Annotated in this window: 16 protein-coding genes, 9 tRNA genes and 1 rRNA gene; 25 read left to right on the top strand and 1 reads right to left on the bottom strand. The window is 46.9% G+C overall.

Annotated features, from left to right (window positions below; genetic code table 11):
* The first annotated feature begins 113 nt into the window (after positions 1 to 113).
* The 16 genes from AF333_RS03385 (at position 114) to AF333_RS03460 (ending at position 10821) form a co-directional block, all read left to right on the top strand.
* Positions 114 to 3056 (top strand): 23S ribosomal RNA (locus AF333_RS03385).
* A gap of 123 nt (positions 3057 to 3179) precedes the next feature.
* A tRNA-Asn gene (locus AF333_RS03390) sits at positions 3180 to 3255 on the top strand.
* A gap of 31 nt (positions 3256 to 3286) precedes the next feature.
* Positions 3287 to 3363 (top strand) — tRNA-Glu (locus tag AF333_RS03395).
* Between the two features lies 1 nt (position 3364).
* Positions 3365 to 3440 (top strand) — tRNA-Val (locus tag AF333_RS03400).
* Between the two features lie 28 nt (positions 3441 to 3468).
* Positions 3469 to 3544, top strand: a tRNA-Met gene (locus tag AF333_RS03405).
* 10 nt (positions 3545 to 3554) lie between these two features.
* Positions 3555 to 3631: transfer RNA gene (locus AF333_RS03410), tRNA-Asp, on the top strand.
* A 152-nt stretch (positions 3632 to 3783) separates the two neighbouring features.
* Positions 3784 to 3859, top strand: a tRNA-Phe gene (locus tag AF333_RS03415).
* A 51-nt stretch (positions 3860 to 3910) separates the two neighbouring features.
* Positions 3911 to 3995 (top strand) — tRNA-Tyr (locus AF333_RS03420).
* A 7-nt stretch (positions 3996 to 4002) separates the two neighbouring features.
* Positions 4003 to 4077, top strand: a tRNA-Gln gene (locus AF333_RS03425).
* Positions 4078 to 4106: 29 nt separating this feature from the next.
* Positions 4107 to 4179, top strand: a tRNA-Lys gene (locus AF333_RS03430).
* Positions 4180 to 4483: 304 nt separating this feature from the next.
* The gene (locus tag AF333_RS03435) at positions 4484 to 6193 is read left to right on the top strand and encodes a tetratricopeptide repeat protein (protein WP_043068550.1); all 1710 of its coding nucleotides are present in this window, start codon (positions 4484 to 4486) and stop codon (positions 6191 to 6193) included.
* Positions 6194 to 6463: 270 nt separating this feature from the next.
* A complete protein-coding gene (gene trxB / locus AF333_RS03440) occupies positions 6464 to 7426 on the top strand; it encodes a thioredoxin-disulfide reductase (RefSeq protein WP_043068434.1) in 963 nt (320 codons plus the stop codon).
* A 262-nt stretch (positions 7427 to 7688) separates the two neighbouring features.
* Positions 7689 to 8567, top strand: a complete 879-nt coding sequence (rapZ, locus tag AF333_RS03445) for an RNase adapter RapZ (protein ID WP_043068435.1) — start codon at positions 7689 to 7691, stop codon at positions 8565 to 8567.
* Positions 8568 to 8576: 9 nt separating this feature from the next.
* The gene (locus tag AF333_RS03450; protein WP_043068436.1) at positions 8577 to 9542 is read left to right on the top strand and encodes a gluconeogenesis factor YvcK family protein; all 966 of its coding nucleotides are present in this window, start codon (positions 8577 to 8579) and stop codon (positions 9540 to 9542) included.
* A gap of 12 nt (positions 9543 to 9554) precedes the next feature.
* A complete protein-coding gene (gene whiA / locus AF333_RS03455) occupies positions 9555 to 10496 on the top strand; it encodes a DNA-binding protein WhiA (RefSeq protein ID WP_043068437.1) in 942 nt (313 codons plus the stop codon).
* 25 nt (positions 10497 to 10521) lie between these two features.
* Positions 10522 to 10821, top strand: coding sequence for an HPr family phosphocarrier protein (locus AF333_RS03460; RefSeq protein ID WP_235496041.1), 300 nt, complete (start codon positions 10522 to 10524; stop codon positions 10819 to 10821).
* Between the two features lie 59 nt (positions 10822 to 10880).
* Here the strand turns inward: AF333_RS03460 and clpP are convergent, their stop codons facing one another.
* Positions 10881 to 11492 carry an ATP-dependent Clp endopeptidase proteolytic subunit ClpP gene (gene clpP / locus AF333_RS03465; RefSeq protein WP_040304059.1) on the bottom strand — a complete coding sequence of 204 codons (612 nt, stop codon included), beginning with the start codon at positions 11490 to 11492 and terminating at the stop codon, positions 10881 to 10883.
* 354 nt (positions 11493 to 11846) lie between these two features.
* Here clpP and AF333_RS03470 point away from each other — a divergent pair, with 354 nt between their 5' ends.
* From AF333_RS03470 to AF333_RS03515, 9 genes are all read left to right on the top strand, one after another.
* Complete coding sequence (locus AF333_RS03470; protein ID WP_043068438.1) at positions 11847 to 12089, top strand: hypothetical protein; 243 nt, start codon at positions 11847 to 11849, stop codon at positions 12087 to 12089.
* Between the two features lie 28 nt (positions 12090 to 12117).
* Positions 12118 to 12960: an alpha/beta hydrolase family protein gene (locus AF333_RS03475; protein ID WP_043068439.1), complete on the top strand. Its 843-nt coding sequence runs from the start codon at positions 12118 to 12120 to the stop codon at positions 12958 to 12960.
* A 267-nt stretch (positions 12961 to 13227) separates the two neighbouring features.
* A complete protein-coding gene (locus AF333_RS03480) occupies positions 13228 to 13569 on the top strand; it encodes a DUF2325 domain-containing protein (RefSeq protein WP_158502529.1) in 342 nt (113 codons plus the stop codon).
* Positions 13570 to 13646: 77 nt separating this feature from the next.
* Positions 13647 to 13844, top strand: coding sequence for a CsbD family protein (locus AF333_RS03485; protein WP_043068441.1), 198 nt, complete (start codon positions 13647 to 13649; stop codon positions 13842 to 13844).
* A gap of 235 nt (positions 13845 to 14079) precedes the next feature.
* Positions 14080 to 15486, top strand: a complete 1407-nt coding sequence (gene rpoN / locus AF333_RS03495) for an RNA polymerase factor sigma-54 (RefSeq protein ID WP_043068443.1) — start codon at positions 14080 to 14082, stop codon at positions 15484 to 15486.
* 53 nt (positions 15487 to 15539) lie between these two features.
* The gene (locus AF333_RS03500; protein WP_043068444.1) at positions 15540 to 15812 is read left to right on the top strand and encodes a glutaredoxin family protein; all 273 of its coding nucleotides are present in this window, start codon (positions 15540 to 15542) and stop codon (positions 15810 to 15812) included.
* 134 nt (positions 15813 to 15946) lie between these two features.
* Complete coding sequence (locus AF333_RS03505; RefSeq protein ID WP_052812366.1) at positions 15947 to 16984, top strand: sugar-binding transcriptional regulator; 1038 nt, start codon at positions 15947 to 15949, stop codon at positions 16982 to 16984.
* Between the two features lie 45 nt (positions 16985 to 17029).
* On the top strand, positions 17030 to 18037 hold the full coding sequence (gene gap, locus AF333_RS03510) for a type I glyceraldehyde-3-phosphate dehydrogenase (RefSeq protein WP_139188959.1): 1008 nt from the start codon (positions 17030 to 17032) through the stop codon (positions 18035 to 18037).
* A 460-nt stretch (positions 18038 to 18497) separates the two neighbouring features.
* Positions 18498 to 19679 carry a phosphoglycerate kinase gene (locus tag AF333_RS03515; protein WP_043068446.1) on the top strand — a complete coding sequence of 394 codons (1182 nt, stop codon included), beginning with the start codon at positions 18498 to 18500 and terminating at the stop codon, positions 19677 to 19679.
* Positions 19680 to 19689 lie beyond the last annotated feature (10 nt).

The following is a 19689-nucleotide window of genomic DNA, read 5'->3' on the forward strand; positions in this document are numbered from 1 at the left end:
GCGGAGCGTAGGTAAGACTACGTGAGCAGCGGAGGGACAACGCAACGCAGAAATTCAAAGCGCTGTTTCCCGGATTTTTTGAACATTCTCTAATAAGGTGATAACCCTTTGATGGTTAAGCTACAAAGGGCACACGGTGGATGCCTTGGCGCCAGGAGCCGACGAAGGACGTGGCGAACGACGAAACGCTTCGGGGAGCTGTAAGCGAGCTTTGATCCGGAGATGTCCGAATGGGGAAACCCACTATCCGTAATGGGATAGTACTCCTGCCTGAATCCATAGGGCAGTGAGAGGCATACCAGGGGAACTGAAACATCTAAGTACCCTGAGGAAAAGAAAACAATCAGTGATTCCGTAAGTAGCGGCGAGCGAACGCGGAGAAGCCCAAACCAGAAGGTTCGCCTTCTGGGGTTGTAGGGCGTCTCACATGGAGTTACAAAAGACGGTCATAGACGAAGCGGTCTGGAAAGGCCCATCAGAGAAGGTAACAATCCTGTAGTTGAAATGACCGTCTCTCCGAGACGTACCCTGAGTAGGGCGGGACACGTGAAACCCCGTCTGAATCCGGGAGGACCATCTCCCAAGGCTAAATACTACCTGGCGACCGATAGTGAACCAGTACCGTGAGGGAAAGGTGAAAAGCACCCCGGGAGGGGAGTGAAAGAGATCCTGAAACCGTGTGCCTACAATTAGTCGGAGCACAATCAATGTGTGACGGCGTGCCTTTTGTAGAATGAACCGGCGAGTTACGGTTGCGTGCAAGGTTAAGTCTGAGAAGACGGAGCCGCAGCGAAAGCGAGTCTGAATAGGGCGAATGAGTACGTAGCCGTAGACCCGAAACCGTGTGATCTACCCATGTCCAGGGTGAAGGTGCGGTAACACGCACTGGAGGCCCGAACCCACGTACGTTGAAAAGTGCGGGGATGAGGTGTGGGTAGCGGAGAAATTCCAATCGAACTCGGAGATAGCTGGTTCTCCCCGAAATAGCTTTAGGGCTAGCCTCGGATTCCTGTACCGGAGGTAGAGCACTGATTGGATGCGGGCCCCTCGCGGGGTACCAAATTCAGTCAAACTCCGAATGCCGGATACAGCAGGTCCGGGAGTCAGACTGCGAGTGCTAAGATCCGTAGTCAAAAGGGAAACAGCCCAGATCACCAGCTAAGGTCCCTAAATGTACGCTAAGTGGGAAACGATGTGGAGTTGCCCAGACAACCAGGATGTTGGCTTAGAAGCAGCCACCATTTAAAGAGTGCGTAATAGCTCACTGGTCGAGTGACTCTGCGCGGAAAATGTAACGGGGCTAAGCGTACTACCGAAGCTGTGGATTGACACCAACGGTGTCAGTGGTAGGGGAGCGTTCCTGCAGCAGTGAAGTCAGACCGGAAGGACTGGTGGAGCGGCAGGAAGTGAGAATGCCGGTGTAAGTAGCGAAAAGAGAGGTGAGAATCCTCTCCGCCGAAAGCCTAAGGGTTCCTGGGGAAGGCTCGTCCTCCCAGGGTTAGTCGGGACCTAAGCCGAGGCTGAAAAGCGTAGGCGATGGACAACAGGTGGAAATTCCTGTACTACCTCCACTCCGTTTGAGCAACGGGGGGACGCAGGAGGGTAGGGTGAGCAGACTGTTGGATATGTCTGTCCAAGCAGTGAGGCGTGTGTATAGGCAAATCCGTACACTGTAACGCCAGGCTGTGATGGCGAGCGAAATTGTAGTAGCGAAGTCCCTGATCTCACACTGCCAAGAAAAGCCTCTAGCGAGGAGTGAGGTACCCGTACCGCAAACCGACACAGGTAGGCGAGGAGAGAATCCTAAGGCGCGCGAGAAAACTCTTGCTAAGGAACTCGGCAAAATGACCCCGTAACTTCGGGAGAAGGGGTGCCCCGGTAGCGTGTCAAAGCGCGAGGGGGCCGCAGTGAAAAGGCCCAAGCGACTGTTTAGCAAAAACACAGGTCTCTGCGAAGCCGCAAGGCGAAGTATAGGGGCTGACGCCTGCCCGGTGCTGGAAGGTTAAGGGGAAAGGTTAGCACCTTCGGTGCGAAGCTTTGAACCGAAGCCCCAGTAAACGGCGGCCGTAACTATAACGGTCCTAAGGTAGCGAAATTCCTTGTCGGGTAAGTTCCGACCCGCACGAAAGGCGTAACGACTTGGGCACTGTCTCGGCAAGAGACTCGGTGAAATCATACTACCTGTGAAGATGCAGGTTACCCGCGACAAGACGGAAAGACCCCATGGAGCTTTACTGCAGCCTGATATTGAATGCTGGTATTGTTTGTACAGGATAGGTGGGAGCCGTTGAAGCCGGACCGTCAGGTTCGGTGGAGGCGTCCTTGGGATACCACCCTGACAATGCTGGCCTTCTCACTTGCATCCCTCACCGGGATGAAGGACCGTGTCAGGCGGGCAGTTTGACTGGGGCGGTCGCCTCCTAAAAGGTAACGGAGGCGCCCAAAGGTTCCCTCAGAATGGTTGGAAATCATTCGCAGAGTGTAAAGGCACAAGGGAGCTTGACTGCGAGACCTACAAGTCGAGCAGGGACGAAAGTCGGGCTTAGTGATCCGGTGGTTCCGCATGGAAGGGCCATCGCTCAACGGATAAAAGCTACCCTGGGGATAACAGGCTTATCTCCCCCAAGAGTCCACATCGACGGGGAGGTTTGGCACCTCGATGTCGGCTCATCGCATCCTGGAGCTGAAGTAGGTTCCAAGGGTTGGGCTGTTCGCCCATTAAAGCGGTACGCGAGCTGGGTTCAGAACGTCGTGAGACAGTTCGGTCCCTATCTGTCGTGGGCGCAGGAAATTTGAGAGGAGCTGTCCTTAGTACGAGAGGACCGGGATGGACGCACCGCTGGTGCACCAGTTGTTCCGCCAGGAGCACAGCTGGGTAGCTATGTGCGGCCGGGATAAGCGCTGAAAGCATCTAAGCGTGAAGCCCCCCTCAAGATGAGATTTCCCACAGCATAAGCTGGTAAGACCCCTTAAAGATGATGAGGTAGATAGGTTCGGGGTGGAAGCGTGGCAACACGCGGAGCTGACGAATACTAATCGGTCGAGGGCTTAACCAAACACATGCGCACGTTCTTCTGATTCAGTTTTCAAGGTGCAAACACCTTGGATGATGGATATTGATTAAGGGATGGTTTCTTATAACTATCAACTGTTAATTATCAATTGTCCACTGATTTTGTTCCGCAGTAGCTCAGTCGGTAGAGCAATCGGCTGTTAACCGATCGGTCGCTGGTTCGAGTCCGGCCTGCGGAGCCATCTTTTCTTTAAAAATGAGAAATGCTTTACTGGCCCGTTGGAGAAGCGGCTTAACTCACATGCCTTTCACGCATGCATTCAGGGGTTCGAATCCCCTACGGGTCACCATGGAGGATTAGCTCAGCTGGGAGAGCATCTGCCTTACAAGCAGAGGGTCGGCGGTTCGATCCCGTCATCCTCCACCATAGATGAATCAACCTATCCTTTTACTATCGCGGGGTGGAGCAGTTGGCAGCTCGTCGGGCTCATAACCCGAAGGTCGCAGGTTCAAGTCCTGCCCCCGCAACCATACCATATTTGGAGCCGTGGTGAAGTTGGAGTTCACGCTGGACTGTCACTCCGGAGGTCGCGGGTTCGAGTCCCGTCGGCTCCGCCACTTATTTATTTTTAGATTGCAGTATAACGGACCTCTCATCCGGGAGGAAGTTCTGCTATAAGCGCTCACGTCCTGTGAGCAACGCAGAACCTAGCGCATCGTGCGCGTCGGAGTCCCGTTGACTTCGGCATTTTTATTTTATGGAAATTTTCGGCTCGGTAGCTCAGTCGGTAGAGCAGAGGACTGAAAATCCTCGTGTCGGCGGTTCGATTCCGTCCCGAGCCACCACTTATGTTCAAAAGCAGTTGAACATCTCAATGAAGTATTTTTCATATATGTGGAGGGGTAGCGAAGTGGCTAAACGCGGCGGACTGTAAATCCGCTCCCTCAGGGTTCGGCGGTTCGAATCCGTCCCCCTCCACCACTTACATTGGGGTATAGCCAAGCGGTAAGGCAACGGACTTTGACTCCGTCATGCCCTGGTTCGAATCCAGGTACCCCAGCCATTTTTGTATCGAACTAATTATAGCTGTTCGAGCCATTAGCTCAGTTGGTAGAGCACCTGACTTTTAATCAGGGTGTCACTGGTTCGAGTCCAGTATGGCTCATTATTTTCTTTTGTAAAGCAGGAGGACTCTCACCTTATAATTTGAGGAAGTTCTGCTAAAAGCAGGCACGTCCTGTGCCTAACGCAGAACCTAGCGCATCGTGTGCGTCGGAGTCCAGTATGGCTCATAACTTTATCCTATATAGTTACCTTTTATGGGATGGAAAAGCCGTTTCGCTAGCGAAACGGCTTTTTTGTATGGATAAGCAAATTGGTTGTCGCTCAATCTGAGCGCCTGTCCTGTGGAGAACGCTCTCTTGAATATGGTATACTTAAACAATAAGGATGATAAATTGGAGGGACATATGGCCAAGCAGCAATACGCCCCAAAAAAGAAAAGCAAAATTGTTCCGATTCACATGGGTGCGGACTTCTATTATGAGCGGGCAATGCGCTATCTTGATAAGCTCAATTTTCAAAAAGCGCTGCGTTATTTACGCAAGGCGGTTGAATTCGAGCCGAACAACCCTGATTATTACTGTAGCATGGCCGGCGTACTGGCTGAACTCGGCAAATATGAAGAATCGAATCGAATTCTCTGGCATGTACTGGAGGAAGTCGACCCTTCGTTAGATGAATGTTATTTTTATCTGGCCAGCAATTATGCCAGCATGATGGAATTCGAGTTGGCTGAGCAATACGTTCTTCGGTATTTGCAAAACGCTTCCAATCCATTCTACGCCGAAGAAGCTGAGGATTTGCTTGACTATATCGAGTTTCATGTGCAGACTACACCACGGGAAACAGAAGACGAAGAAGATGTGGAAGTTGTTCTGCAGCATGATCGAGCCCGTCGGTTGCTTGAGGAAGGTAAGTTCAATGAAGCATCACGACTTTTACAGACGATAGTGAAGGAACACCCCGATTTTATTGCTGCCCAAAACAATCTTGCTCTTTGTTATTACTATATGGGCCGTTTTGAGAAAGCGATGGAAACTGTACAGCAAGTATTGAAGGAAGACCCTTCTAATATTCACGGTCTGTGCAATCTGGCTGTTTTTTATTCGCACTTGCGACAGCAGGATGAATTGAATGAATTACTCATTACCCTGAAGAAAATCGTACCTTACCATTTTGACCTTGCGTATAAGCTAGCCACTACCCTCGGTATTCTTGGTGAAGATGAGGCCGCTTATTTCCTTTTCCGCAAAATGATTTCCCAGGCTGGACAAGGCGATTTATATATGCTGCATTATGCTGCAGTAGCAGCTTACAATACCCAGAGATGGGATGCCGCCGAAGCATTCTGGCGTAAGGTAGAACGCCTCGACCCTTCAGAAGCTGTTGCCACTTATTATTTAAAGCAGATTGCATTGCAGAAAGAGGGGGGACAGGCGCTCGCGGAAGCTTCCTACCATTACCAGATTCCGCTTCAGGAAAACCTTTCCTTTGAAATCGCAGGTAGTTCTGCGAATGAGCTTAATGAGGCTATGCAGAATAACCCGCTGATACGGTCTTCCCTTCTCTGGGCGCTCCGCTTTGGGGATAGAGAGGTAAAACTGCAGGTAATTCAAGCATTCGAGTATATTGCAGATAAAGAAGTTGAGGAGGCTTTACGTGCTTTTTTAGTGAATCCTGCTGAAGATGATCACTTGAAGAAGATGGCGATTTTCGCCTTGCGTAAGATGGGTGCACCGGAGCCCTATCAGGCAATAATCGATAATCAGACGCAATTTGTTGCCTTTCATTTGAATCCAGAGCTTCCGATTTGGACTGAAAAATGGCAACAGGTAGTAGAATGTCTGCATAGCCATATGCAGGAACGTTACGATATTTTAAAACAGCAAGAGGCACAGGCATTATGGCTAGACTATCTTAGTAAAGCGTATCCAGATGTTCCTGTAATCCGTAAACAGGAAGCTTGGGCGGCTTCTCTGGAATATATGGTGGCAAGACGCCATAATTTTTCTGTTACCCAGGAAGAAGTAGCGTCTCATTATGGAGTCTCTGTTGCATCGCTTGCCCGTAATTGTAAGCTGATCACGTCCGTTTGCCAGCTTCGTAAAGAGAAATAAAAGAATGGTACTATGAAAAAATGGATACCCCGGTACAGACCGGGGTATCTTCGTGTATATATAAATTGAGTATAGTTATGTAGCACTTTCGTATGTGTTTTTTACTTTGCGATGCAATATTGAAACATTGAATAGGATATAAAGGTAGACAATTTGACCGTTTCGATTTATCATAAAGACATTAAATCGAAATTCTTCGATGAATTGAATCAAGCAGAGTATAGCCTCTGCTTTTGAGGTAAAGATATAGTATGATTAGGAGGTAGTAACATGAGCGAAGAAAAAATCTACGACGTAATTATTGCAGGTGCCGGTCCGGCCGGTATGACGGCAGCTGTGTATACATCTCGTGCCAATATGAGTACGTTAATGATCGAGCGGGGAATTCCAGGTGGCCAGATGGCAAACACAGAAGAAATCGAGAATTATCCAGGTTTTGAATCTATTCTTGGCCCGGATTTATCCACAAAAATGTTCGAGCATGCCAAAAAGTTTGGAGCCGAGTACCAATATGGCGATATTAAAGAAATTGTGGATGGGAATCCGTACAAGAAGGTAAAAGTAGGTGATAAGGAGTTCAAAGCGAAATCCGTTATTATCACTACCGGAGCTGAGCATCGTGAATTGGGCGTCCCAGGTGAGAAGGAATTCTCGGGCCGTGGCGTATCCTACTGTGCAGTATGTGATGGCGCATTTTTCCGGGGCAAAGAACTGGTTGTTGTCGGTGGGGGAGATTCCGCAGTCGAAGAAGGAGTGTTCCTGACCCGCTTTGCCACAAAAGTTACTATCGTGCATCGGCGCGATGAATTGCGGGCACAGAAAATCTTGCAAAAGCGCGCATTTGAAAATGAAAAAGTGGAGTTCATTTGGGATACAGAAGTCAAAGAGATCCGCGGTGAAGGTGTCGTAAAATCGGTACTGCTTCACAATAGAAAAACAGGCGAGGATACAGAATTCAAGACGGATGGCGCCTTCATCTACGTAGGTATGGATCCTCTGTCCCAAGCAGCGAAAAACCTGGGCATTACCAATGCTGCCGGATATATCGAAACGGATGAGCGTATGGCGACGCGCGTACCAGGCATTTTCGCGGCAGGTGATGTGCGCGAGAAAACGCTGCGCCAGGTTGTAACTGCGACAGGAGATGGAGCGGATGCAGCCCTTTCAGCTCAGCATTATGTGGAAGAGTTGAACGAAAAAATCCAGGAAGAAAGCTCCAAAGTTACCCAATAAAATAAAACTTCTATCAGTAGGGTTTTACTACCTATTGGACCAGGATAAAAGGTCATAAACTTTTAATCGCGTTGTAACATTACTGAAATATGAAGGGTGTATAGTAAAGATAATTAATTGACCCCTTTTATAATAGTAACCTTTGGCGCAGACAGCACTGTCTGCGTTCTTTTTTTGTATTAGGAAGCGGGATATGCTTTAATAAAGAAAAGAGCCAGTTTGCCGTAAGGGATATCTTTTTGGGTAGGAAGTGAATAAGATAATGGAAAAGCAAATGAATGAGATTAACTTGCTGATTATTACCGGCATGTCCGGCGCGGGCAAGACGGTTGCCATTCAGAAACTTGAGGATTTAGGCTTCTTTTGTGTGGATAACCTGCCGCCGGTTCTCATTCCGAAGTTTGCGGAATTGATTGACCAATCTGGAGGACGCATTCAGAAGGTAGCATTGGTCATCGATTTACGCGGGCGAGAATTCTTCGATGCACTGGCTGAATCACTTGAGCGCGTTCATGAGATGGAGAATATAACGTATCAGATTATCTTTTTGGATGCCAGTGATCAGACGCTCGTACAGCGTTATAAGGAGACACGCCGTAATCATCCACTTGCGCCGAACGGTTTGCCGCTTGACGGTATTCATGCGGAACGCCGCTTGCTGGAAGAACTCAAGGGTCTTGCCAATCTAATCATTGATACGACGCATTTAAAGCCTGTGTTATTGAAAGAAAAAATAAGCCAGATTTTCAGCCAAATGAGTCAAAATCTAACCGTCATCGTTCAGTCATTCGGCTTTAAATTCGGCATTCCAATTGACGCCGATCTTGTATTCGATGTTCGTTTTTTGCCCAATCCGCATTATGTGGAAACATTGCGACCCAAAACGGGGAAAGAAGCGGAAGTATCCGATTATGTATTCAAATGGGACGTATCGCAAGAATTTCTCACCAAGCTTGCGGATTTTATTGATTTTACGCTTCCTCACTATCAACAGGAAGGAAAGGCCCAGCTTGTCATTGGTATCGGTTGTACCGGAGGCAAACATCGTTCTGTGGCCATTGCTGAGTATTTGGGTCAGCGTTATCAAGATCAATATAACGTTCGCATAACGCATCGGGATATAGAGAGAGGCCGCTCATAGAGGTGTAGAATGAAAAGAAATATAGAAAAACCCCGTGTGGTGGTAATAGGGGGAGGAACGGGACTATCTGTTCTGCTCCGCGGCTTGAAAAAACAGCCGATCGACATAACTGCAATTGTAACGGTGGCGGATGATGGGGGAAGTTCCGGGCGGTTACGCTCTGAACTCAGAATGCCGCCTCCCGGAGATGTGCGCAATGTCTTAATCGCACTTGCAGATACCGAACCGTTACTTGAGAGCTTGCTTCAACATCGCTTCGTCAATGGCAATGGGCTGGCCGGGCATTCTATTGGCAACCTGTTGATTGCAGCACTGACGGAGATTAGTGATGGTGATTTCGTTACAGCGATTGAACAACTTAGCAAGGTACTGGCGGTTCGTGGGCGTGTATTACCCGCCGCGAACCATTCCATTGTGCTGCATGCAGAAATGCAGGATGGCACAATTGTGTCCGGAGAGTCTATTATCCCCAAGGCAGGCAAGCGGATTAAACGAGTGTTTATTGATAAGGGTGTAGAACCGCTTGCGGAAGCCATTGAAGCGCTTACGGAAGCGGATGCGATTCTTATCGGTCCCGGTAGTCTGTATACGAGCGTACTGCCTAATTTACTTGTGCCCGGTATTGTGCAGGCAATTAGGGAAAGCCGGGCAGTCAAAGCATACATCTGTAATGTAATGACACAGCCAGGCGAGACGGATGGATATACGGCTGAAGATCATATTCAAGCCATTCACGATCACGTAGGCAATTCCCTGTTCCAGTATATCATTGTTAATAGCGGGGAAATCAGTGAGGAGGTACGGGCACTATACGCACAGAAAGGTTCGGAACCTGTAACATACTCTATAGAGAAATTGTCTGCAAAAGGGTACCATATTATTGCCGATAATTTGTTGGTGTACGATGAATTCTTGCGCCATAATGCTTCTAAACTGAGTCAAATTATTATAAATGTAATTGGTGCGAAAGAATGAGGTGGTGGCGGTATGTCTTTTGCTGCACAAACAAAAAAAGAACTGACTCAATTGGAAGCGTCCGCCTGCTGCGATAAAGCCGAGCTTACGGCACTCATCCGGATGAACGGATCTTTGCAGTTCGGTGGAAAACGCTTCGTATTGGATGTGTCGACAGAAAATGCGGCAATTGCACGCCGCATCTATTCACTTGTCAAAGCGATCTTTAAGATTCATGCAGAGCTTCTTGTTCGCAAGAAGATGAGATTGAAGAAGAATAATGTATATCTTGTTCGAATTCCGCAGAAAGCCAGGGAGATTCTCGAAGAGCTCGGTATTATGAGGGAAGGAGCGTTCTATTACGGTATTTCCTCCGATATCGTGAAGAATGATTGCTGCAAGCGTGCATATTTACGGGGAGCGTTTCTTGCAGGCGGATCGGTAAACCATCCGGAAGCCTCGAGCTATCACTTGGAGATCTTCTCTTCTCATCAGGAGCATTGCGAAGATTTGGTTAACCTGGCAAATTGTTTTAGTTTAAATGCCCGATGTATTGAGCGGAAAAAAGGGCATATTATGTATATTAAGGAAGGCGAAAAAATTGCCGAATTCCTACGGATTATCGAAGCTCATCAGGCGCTGTTCTTCTTTGAAGACGTGCGCATTATTAAGGAAATGAAAAACTCGGCCAATCGTCTTAATAACTGCGATATGGCTAACCTTAATAAGACGGTGGCCGCGGCGATGCAGCAGATTGAAAATATCATGCTCATCGATAGGCATCTCGGTCTATCCAATTTACCGGATAGACTTCGTGAGGTGGCCGAGCTTCGCCTTCAATACCGGGATATGAACCTGGCCGAATTGGGGGAGATGATACCCAGTGGTAAGGTAAGCAAATCCGGTATTAATCACCGTTTGCGAAAAATTAATGAAATCGCCGCGAAATTGCGGGAAAATGAAGCAAAATCATAAGATTAATCCCTATAATCATGTTATAATGAAACAAATTCAGTTTGTAGAGGGTGGGGAAGCATACATGCACGCGCAGGAAAGCGTTGTCGTCAATTTAAGAACTGGTCTGCAAGCGCGGCCGGCTGCTTTTTTCGTCCAGGAAGCGAATCGCTATGCAGCGGATGTGTTTATCGAAAGAGATAACAAAAAGGTAAATGCGAAAAGCATCATGGGCGTAATGAGTCTTGCTGTCGGAAGCGGCGTAGAAATTACGATTATTGCCGAAGGCTCTGACGCTGAAGAGGCTGTAAAAAGCCTTGCACAAATGGTACAGCGAGAAGAGTAGTATAAGAAAAAACCAGCAGTCGATTCTGCTGGTTTTTTCATTTCTTAATGGAAGTTTTACTATAGTACGTCAGGGTCTTTTTTGCTCAGGCTTTCGATTACGCGGTCGATAAGGCCGTATTCCTGTGCCTCTTGCGCGCTCATGAAATAATCGCGGTCCGTATCTTTCTCTACACGTTCGAGTGGTTGCCCGGAACGTTCGGCAATGATGCGATTCAAGGAATCGCGCATCTTCAAGATACGAGTGGCAGCGATTTGGATGTCTGACGCTTGCCCCTGTGCGCCGCCGAGCGGTTGGTGAATCATAACTTCACTGTTCGGAAGTGCATAGCGTTTTCCGGGCGCGCCGGCTGTTAGGAGGAATGCGCCCATTGAAGCGGCCATACCTACACAAATTGTTGATACATCCGGTTTGATGAACTGCATAGTGTCATAGATGGCCATACCCGAGGTAATCGAACCTCCGGGGCTATTGATGTACAGACTGATGTCTTTATCAGGGTCTTCGGCCGCCAGGAACAAGAGCTGGGCTACCACGCTATTGGCCACCTGGTCATTAATGCCTGTGCCGAGGAAAATAATGCGGTCCTTTAGAAGACGAGAATAGATATCGTATGCTCTTTCACCGCGATTCGTTTGTTCGATGACTGTGGGAATTAAGTTCACTGATATTTCCTCCTCTCGTATTTGTATCTATATAGTACAATAAAGGTCAAAAAAGGTCAAATAAATAAAAACCTCCGTACTATACTCTTTTCAGTTATATGCTTTTTTCCCATAAATTAATCACAGTAAACGAAGTTTTGCCGCGCAATATGCAACTTGCACATTTTTTTCATATATTCGAACACACCCTTGATATTCTGTATTTTACGAGCGAAGCCTGCCCTATAATTGAGCGGTTTGTCGACTTATGTGACTTTACCGGAACCTTTGTCGAAAGGGAAGCATAATATAAAAAAGTGTGTAATAATAAACAAAATTCGGCATAGCTATGTATTTATCAACGCGAAAGGAGTCATGACTATGATGCAATATGATGAATATATCGGAAAAATGGTACAATTAAAGTACAGCGATTTGGATGGGGAAACCGTATGCGCCGTAGGGCACATTCTTTATACGTTAAAAAGCCGGGCTTTTGTATTTCAAACATGCGAGGAAGGGCGGCAATCCATCGTATATAACCGGCATGTACTTGACATCCGGGAAGCGAGGGCGCTGCTTGACTATAGCAACCCGGAGATTACCCCAGATCACTTCGCTTAAATTACAAACCGAACGCGAGGGGATTTTCTTGAAACAATCGTTTTCATTAGTAAGAGAAGAAGGATTGACGATTCGCGGCGATATTTTTATTAAAGACGACACACAGGAATACAGCCGAAAACCCGTCGTGATTGTTTGCCATGGATTTAAGGGCTTTAAGGATTGGGGCATGTTTCCGCGCATTGGAGAATATTTGGCGGGGCAGGGGTTTGTCGCTATTACTTTCAACTTTTCCGGCAACGGAATTGGGGAAGACCTGGAGAACTTCACTGAACTCGAGAGATTTGGCCGTAACACATATCAGCAAGAACTGGGCGATCTTGATTTTCTTGTGCAGCAGATTAAGCGTAACGGTTTGCCGCTCGCGGAACGTATGGATCCATATCGCATCGGAATGATGGGCCATAGCAAAGGCGGCGGTGACACCCTTCTATATGCTTCTTCTTATCCGGAGATCCTGCGTGCGGCGGTAACCTGGAACGGTATTGCACATGTAGACATTTTCGGTGGCGATGTACGCAAGCAGGCGGAAGAAGAAGGTACAGGTTATGTGATAAATGGGCGAACGGGACAAAAGATGCCGATTGAAAAGATTGTTTTTGATGATATGGATGTTAACGCGAGGCAGTATGATTTGCTCAATTGCGTAGCGCAGATGGATGTCCCCTTGCTTATCGTACAGGGACGGGAAGATTTCGCCCGGCTTGTTAAAGGCGCAGAAAGCCTAAAAGAGCATGCAAAGCAGGCTGTTCTTTACTGGGTTGACGGAGCAGGCCATACATTTAATATGGTGCATCCGCATAAGGAGGACACAGCAGAATTTCTTGAAGCGCTTGATGTAACGGCTAAATTTTTTAAAGAACACCTTTGAGAATAAATATAAACTAAGGAAAGAAGGAGACGGCAGATGCGCCGTCTCTTTTTTAGTAGAGCAAGAAAGTAGGTGTCACCATAAAGGAAGAAAGCGCCATCCACTTTCTTTCGAGCGTATCGTTTGAAAAAGTGAATAGACCGATGATTGGGTTTTATTCCTTTATATTGAAATAAATTTAACATAAATGATATTGATAATCTTTATCAAATAGGATAAGATAAGGACAGGAAAATAAAAGGGCGACACATAAAGGAGGGACATATTGTGGCGTACGTAGTGATTGGCGCGGATAGGCTAGGAAATATTAACACGTTGCTGGAAGAGAAGCTGGATGGGAAGCTAATTCACGTATCGGGAAGAAAGAAGAAGGATCAGAATTATTCGCTACCGCAGTTGGTTAAGGGAGTCATCGTGTTTACGGATTACATAAACCACAATCTGGCCAAGCGGGTCAAAGCAGACGCCAAGAAGCGGAATGTACCGATTGTGTTCGCGAAACGTTCTGTCAGCCATCTGGAATGTACGCTTGAGCAGATGATGGCTTGTCAGCAAGAAGGGTGCGATCGCCCCTGTGCCCGCAATCGTTCGTTTCAGGCTACTATGTAAAGGGTAATACATTTCTATCAGGTACCTGGTTTATACAATCTCGAACTTTCAAAACTTGAACAGAGGAGAGATACGGTATGAACGACGACAAGATAAAAGGCAAATGGAATCAGGTTAAAGGTGAAGCGAAAAAGCAATGGGGCGAGATAACAAACGACGAAAGTACACGTCTTGAAGGCAAAGTTGATAAAGTGAAGGGCGAAGTGCAAGAAGGATATGGAAAGGCAAAGGATCGTGTAGCCCGGCGCATCAACAAAGCCATAGAACGGGAGTGAGACGAATTATAAAATGGATATAGAAGAGCGGAAGCGTCCAGACGTTTCTGCTCTTTTTTGTTTCTATGTTATGGAACAGCAAAAGTCCCATAATATGCAGAGAAAAAAGAGAGTAAATATCTCCTATGTATCATTTTTTGTAATTGGCAGGATATTTGCTAGCGAAATTTATTGTGAATTGTTATATAATAAAGCTAAGAGAAAAAAAGTTTTACAGAAAAGAAGGTGATGCCCGATGCAAATGGGGTTCGGTTTATACCAGCAGCAGACGTTGAAGTTAGTCATGACACCTGAATTGCGACAGGCAATAACCATTCTCCAATATTCTGCCGTCGATTTGCTAGATTTTCTCCGTCAGCAAGCCACTGAGAATCCGATTCTCGACTTGTCCGAGAAAACGACACGAGAGATGGCATCCGTGGACTCGACTCTGCAAAAAGAGACAAATAAGCAAAACGATATTGACTGGAAAGATTACATTCGAGCCAATGCTACGGGGGATGAGACGTATTATCAGCGGGGGAGCACACCAGCTCAGGATTACGATCCATTTAATTTCATCTCCGCAGGAGGAACGACATTAGAGGAGCATCTTCTAGAGCAGGTGTCCATGCTGAAGAATGTGACGCCACTTGAAAAGCGCATTCTGAACTTCCTTATTGGAAACCTCAATGAAAACGGTTACTTGACAATTACAGAGACGGAAGCGGCAGATATACTGAATACGGATACCGAAAAAATTGAAGAGATGATCTGGCTTTTGCAAGCATTAGATCCTGTCGGAGTAGGCGCTCGTTCACTTGCAGAATGTCTTCTGCTTCAGTTAAGAGATGAGCCGGAGGAGCATACACTGGCAATTGCTATTGTGGAATACCATTTGGAGGATCTGGCGGAGAAACGCTATCAGAAAATCGCCACTTCTTTAAATGCTACGCCGCAGGAGGTACAGCAGGCAGCTGACTATCTACGCACATTGAACCCGCGGCCGGGTGCTGAGTTCGCGCAGGGAACGCCTCGCTATATTGTACCGGACGTTACCGTGGAGAAAGTGGAGAACGAATATGTTGTTATGGTTAATGAAGGCAGCATGCCAAATTTGACTATTAATCGGTTTTATCAACAAATGCTGCAGAAGAACGAAGCTGACTCTGCTCAACGTTATATCCAGGATAAACTTAATTCCGCGCTTTGGCTTATTCGCAGCATTGAACAGCGTCGGATGACATTATATAAAGTTACGCAAGCGATTGTAGAAGAACAACAAAGCTTTTTCGAGAAAGGGACCGCTGGCTTGAAGCCGATGACGCTGCGAGATATTGCCGAGAAGGTCGATCTGCATGAATCTACAATTAGTCGGGCGACTAGCAACAAATACGTACAGACACCACGCGGATTGTTTGAACTGAAGTATTTCTTTACAACCGGATTGAACCGGGCTGATGGTGGAGAAGCTTCTTCTGTAGTAACCATTAAAGAGAAAATTAAAGCAATGGTGGACGCGGAAGATAAGAAGAAGCCCCTCTCAGATCAGAAGATAACGGATTTGCTCATTAAAGAAGGTATCGAAATCTCTCGCCGTACAGTGGCGAAATACCGGGAAGAAATGAACATTGACTCTTCGTCAAAACGGAAGCGCTTTTAATTAGAATAGTGTGTTTTTTGGCGCAAAACGCACTCTTATGAAAGGAAAGATGTATGGAAATACAACGTAAGCCGTTTCGCATTACGATCTATACAAGAGAAGGATGCGGATTATGCGACAAAGCGAAAGAAAAAGTTGAACGGACGGCAAAGGACTACCCAATTGAAATAGAAATGATAGACATTGCACAGGACCTGTCTTTGGAGGAAGCATACGGACATCTAATTCCTGTGATTTATATTGATGGGGAGAAAGTATTCGTCTCCAAAGTCACAGAATTGTGGCTACGTCGCGAATTAGAGCTGCGTTCCAATTCGCTCGCTTGAAAAAAGCAGAAAAATTTGATATAGTAAATATCGACAATGAAATGCCTGTGATTCACACAGGCATCCTTTTATGTAACTAATGGGACGTAAAATAACTAATAGGGACGTTTTTTGTCCCGTGAAAGGTGAGGACGTTGACCGGATCAAACTGGACCTCATTGCTTCAACGAATGGCTCCTGAGGTTGTTACCATCATCGAAAACCGGTATAAGGTGCTGCGTCAAATTCGCTTATTGCAGCCGGTTGGCCGACGCGTGCTTGCAGAAGTAATGCAGAGCACGGAGAGGATTATTCGGCGAGAAGTTGAGTTTTTGCGCGAGCAACAGCTAATTGATTCTAACCGCGCCGGGATGTTTGTTACACAGGATGGAGAAAATATGATTGAAGCGTTTCATCCGTTTTGGAAAGAGGTAGGCGGAATAAGTCTACTGGAAACGGAGGCAGCCAGCCGACTTTCCGTACGAAAAGTCCTTATTGTACCAGGTGATGCAGATGAGAGCGAATGGACAAAGGATGATATGGCAAGGCAGGCTGCAGGAGAGATGTCTCGTATATTGACCGGCGATATGGTGATTGCGGTCGCTGGAGGAAGCTCCGTGGCCCGTATGGCCCAACATGTTCAACCGATGGAAGCAATCCATATAACGTTGGTCCCGGCACGTGGAGCGCTAGGTGAAGAAGTGGATCTCGAATCCAATACAGTTACCGCCCGTATGGCTCGTAACATGGAGGCTGCTCATCGTCTGCTACATCTCCCTGATATTTTAGAGGAAGAAACGTTGCGTAATATTCAGCGAGATCCTGGAATTTCTGGGGTGTTGGATTTGATCCAGCGGGCCAGGGTGCTTGTACATGGAATTGGCGACGCAGAAGAAATGTCACATAGGCGCGGTTTGAGTGAGGGCATTGTTCACATACTAAAAGAGAAGAATGCTGTCTCCGAGGTTTTCGGCTATTACTTCAACGACGTAGGCGAGATGGTCTACCGCATGAATACTGTAGGTATGCAGATGGAACATGTTCATACGCTTGATACGATACTTGCGATTGCTGGTGGTAAGAGTAAGGCAAGGGCGATTTTGTCTTATATTCGAAATCGCGACAATTATGTACTGGTCACCGATGAGGCGGCTGTGCGGGAGATGTTTGCCTTACTGGAAAGTAGAGAATAAGCGTTGACTTTATAAAACGCTTTGTAAACATAAAGAGGAGGATGAATTATGACGAAGATTGCGATTAACGGTTTTGGCCGTATTGGACGTAACGTAGTGCGGGTGGCTTTGCAGAATCCAAAAGTGGAAGTTGTAGGTATTAATGATTTAACTGATGCAGAAACATTGGCCCATCTTTTCAAATACGATTCCGTACATGGTACGTATCATGAAGATGTGCATGTAGAAGGGGATACGATTGTTGTCGGAGACCGGAGAATCAAAGTGGCCGCCGAGCGTGATCCAGCTAACCTTCCGTGGAAAGAGTGGGGTGTAGACGTTGTCGTAGAATCAACGGGCCGTTTTACCAAACGCGAAGATGCGGCAAAACACCTGGAGGCGGGTGCGAAAAAAGTCATCATTTCAGCTCCTGCGAAAAATGAAGACATTACGATTGTACTTGGCGTGAATGAAGACAAATATGATCCGGCCAACCACCATGTTATCTCGAATGCATCCTGCACAACGAACTGTCTGGCCCCGTTCGCAAAAGTATTGCAAGAGAAATTCGGTATTCGTCGTGGTTTGATGACAACGGTACATGCGTATACGAATGACCAGCAAATTCTTGACCTGCCACATAAAGACCTGCGTCGTGCACGTGCAGCAGGCATGTCTATCATTCCTACTTCCACTGGTGCCGCTCGTGCAGTTGCTTTAGTATTGCCGGAGTTGAAAGGAAAACTAAACGGCTTTGCCATGCGCGTGCCTACACCGAACGTATCGGTAGTGGATCTGGTAGCAGAGTTGGATAAAAATGTATCGGCAGAGGAGATTAATCAGGCGTTGAAGCATGCAGCTGAGAACGAGTTAAAGGGAATTCTCGGCTATTCCGAAGAGCCGCTTGTATCCCGTGATTATAACGGAGATCCGCATTCTTCCACTATTGATGCATTATCCACAATGGTTATTGAGGATAACATGGTTAAAGTCGTATCATGGTATGACAATGAGTGGGGATATTCAAATCGTGTGGTAGATTTAATCGATTATGTCGTCAAAAAAGGGTTGTAAACAAGAAAAAGTGTGGTAGATTAGACAAATTATGTTGCAAATAAAGGCGCATAACAGCTAAAATAAATACGGTTATAAGAAAAATTCGCGGGCGTTGCCGCTCGTCCTTTTCCCACACAGAAGCCAAACGGCCGCTTTGTGTCACTTCAAGCGGACCGACAAAACATCTGGGTATCTCAGATGAGGGAGACAGTTGTCGGTCTTTTTCGCCCGCTGTGTCATGTGCTCCACAGGGAAAAAAGCAACGTTTGGCACACGCCTCGCGCGTTTTCAAGCGATACTTTCTTATACGATAAAAAAGGGGAGGGAACGAGCATATAGTCCCCCCTTTTTTTCTTGCATGGTCTATGGTCGGAATTTTAGAAATAAGGCGTAGCCGTATTGATTTCTAATTCTAAACCTGTTCTTATGATGTAGAAGAGGAATGAAGTTTTCATGAGATATAGGAGGGTTATCTGTTATGAACAAGAAGTCTGTTCGCGATGTTGATGTAAAAGGAAAACGTGTATTCTGCCGCTTCGACTTCAACGTACCGATGGAGGAAGGGCGTATTACGGATGATACACGCATCCGTGCGGCGCTTGCAACTATCGAATACCTCATGCAGAATGGCGCACGTGTTATCATGTCTAGCCATCTTGGCCGTCCGAAAGGCCAGGTCGTAGAAGAGTTGAGACTAGATGCGGTCGCGGATCGTCTTTCCCAGCTTCTCGGCCAGCAGGTAAAGAAAATGAACGACGTATACAGTGACGAGGTAAAAATAGAGGCCGAGAAGCTGCATGACGGGGAAGTTATGCTGCTGGAGAATGTTCGTTTCCATCCGGGCGAAGAGAAGAACGATGAAGAACTGGCCAAGCAGTTCGCGTCGCTGGCAGACCTTTTTGTAAACGATGCATTCGGTACGGCACACCGCGCCCATGCATCGACCGCAGGTGTGGCCCGTCATATTGAAGGAGTTGCAGGTTTTCTGATGGAGAAGGAGATCGAATTCCTGGGCACAGCCATCTCTCAATCGGATCGTCCACTTACCGCCATTATTGGCGGAGCTAAGGTAAAGGATAAAATTGGCGTTATTGAAAACTTATTGGAGAAAGTGGATAATTTAATTGTAGGTGGCGGTCTTTCCAATACGTTCATTAAAGCAAAAGGATACGATGTGGGTAATTCTTTGCTTGAAGAAGAAAAAGTGGAGCTAGCCAAATCGTTTATGGAAAAAGCTGAGCAAAAGGGCGTACGTTTCCTCATTCCGGTTGATGTAGTGGTTGCGGACAAGTTCGCGAACGATGCCGAGACAAAGGTAGTGGAAGTAGACTCCATTCCTGAGGGCTGGCAGGCGCTTGATATTGGGCCAAAAACGATTGAATTGTACAAGAATGCTGTCCTTGAATCTAAAACCGTAGTCTGGAACGGACCGATGGGTGTATTCGAGATGGATACATTTGCAGAAGGAACAAATGCAATCGCTCGCGCGCTGAAAGAAGTGAACGGCACGACTATCATTGGTGGTGGAGACTCAGTAGCCGCTGTGGAAAAAGCAGGTGTAGCGGAAGCGATGACACATATTTCAACAGGCGGAGGCGCTTCGCTCGAATTCATGGAAGGAAAAGAACTTCCAGGCGTAGCGGTCTTAGCAGACAAGTAAGGAGTTGAGA

Source organism: Aneurinibacillus migulanus, assembly GCF_001274715.1.
In the GTDB taxonomy this organism is placed as follows: Bacteria; Bacillota; Bacilli; order Aneurinibacillales; family Aneurinibacillaceae; genus Aneurinibacillus; species Aneurinibacillus migulanus.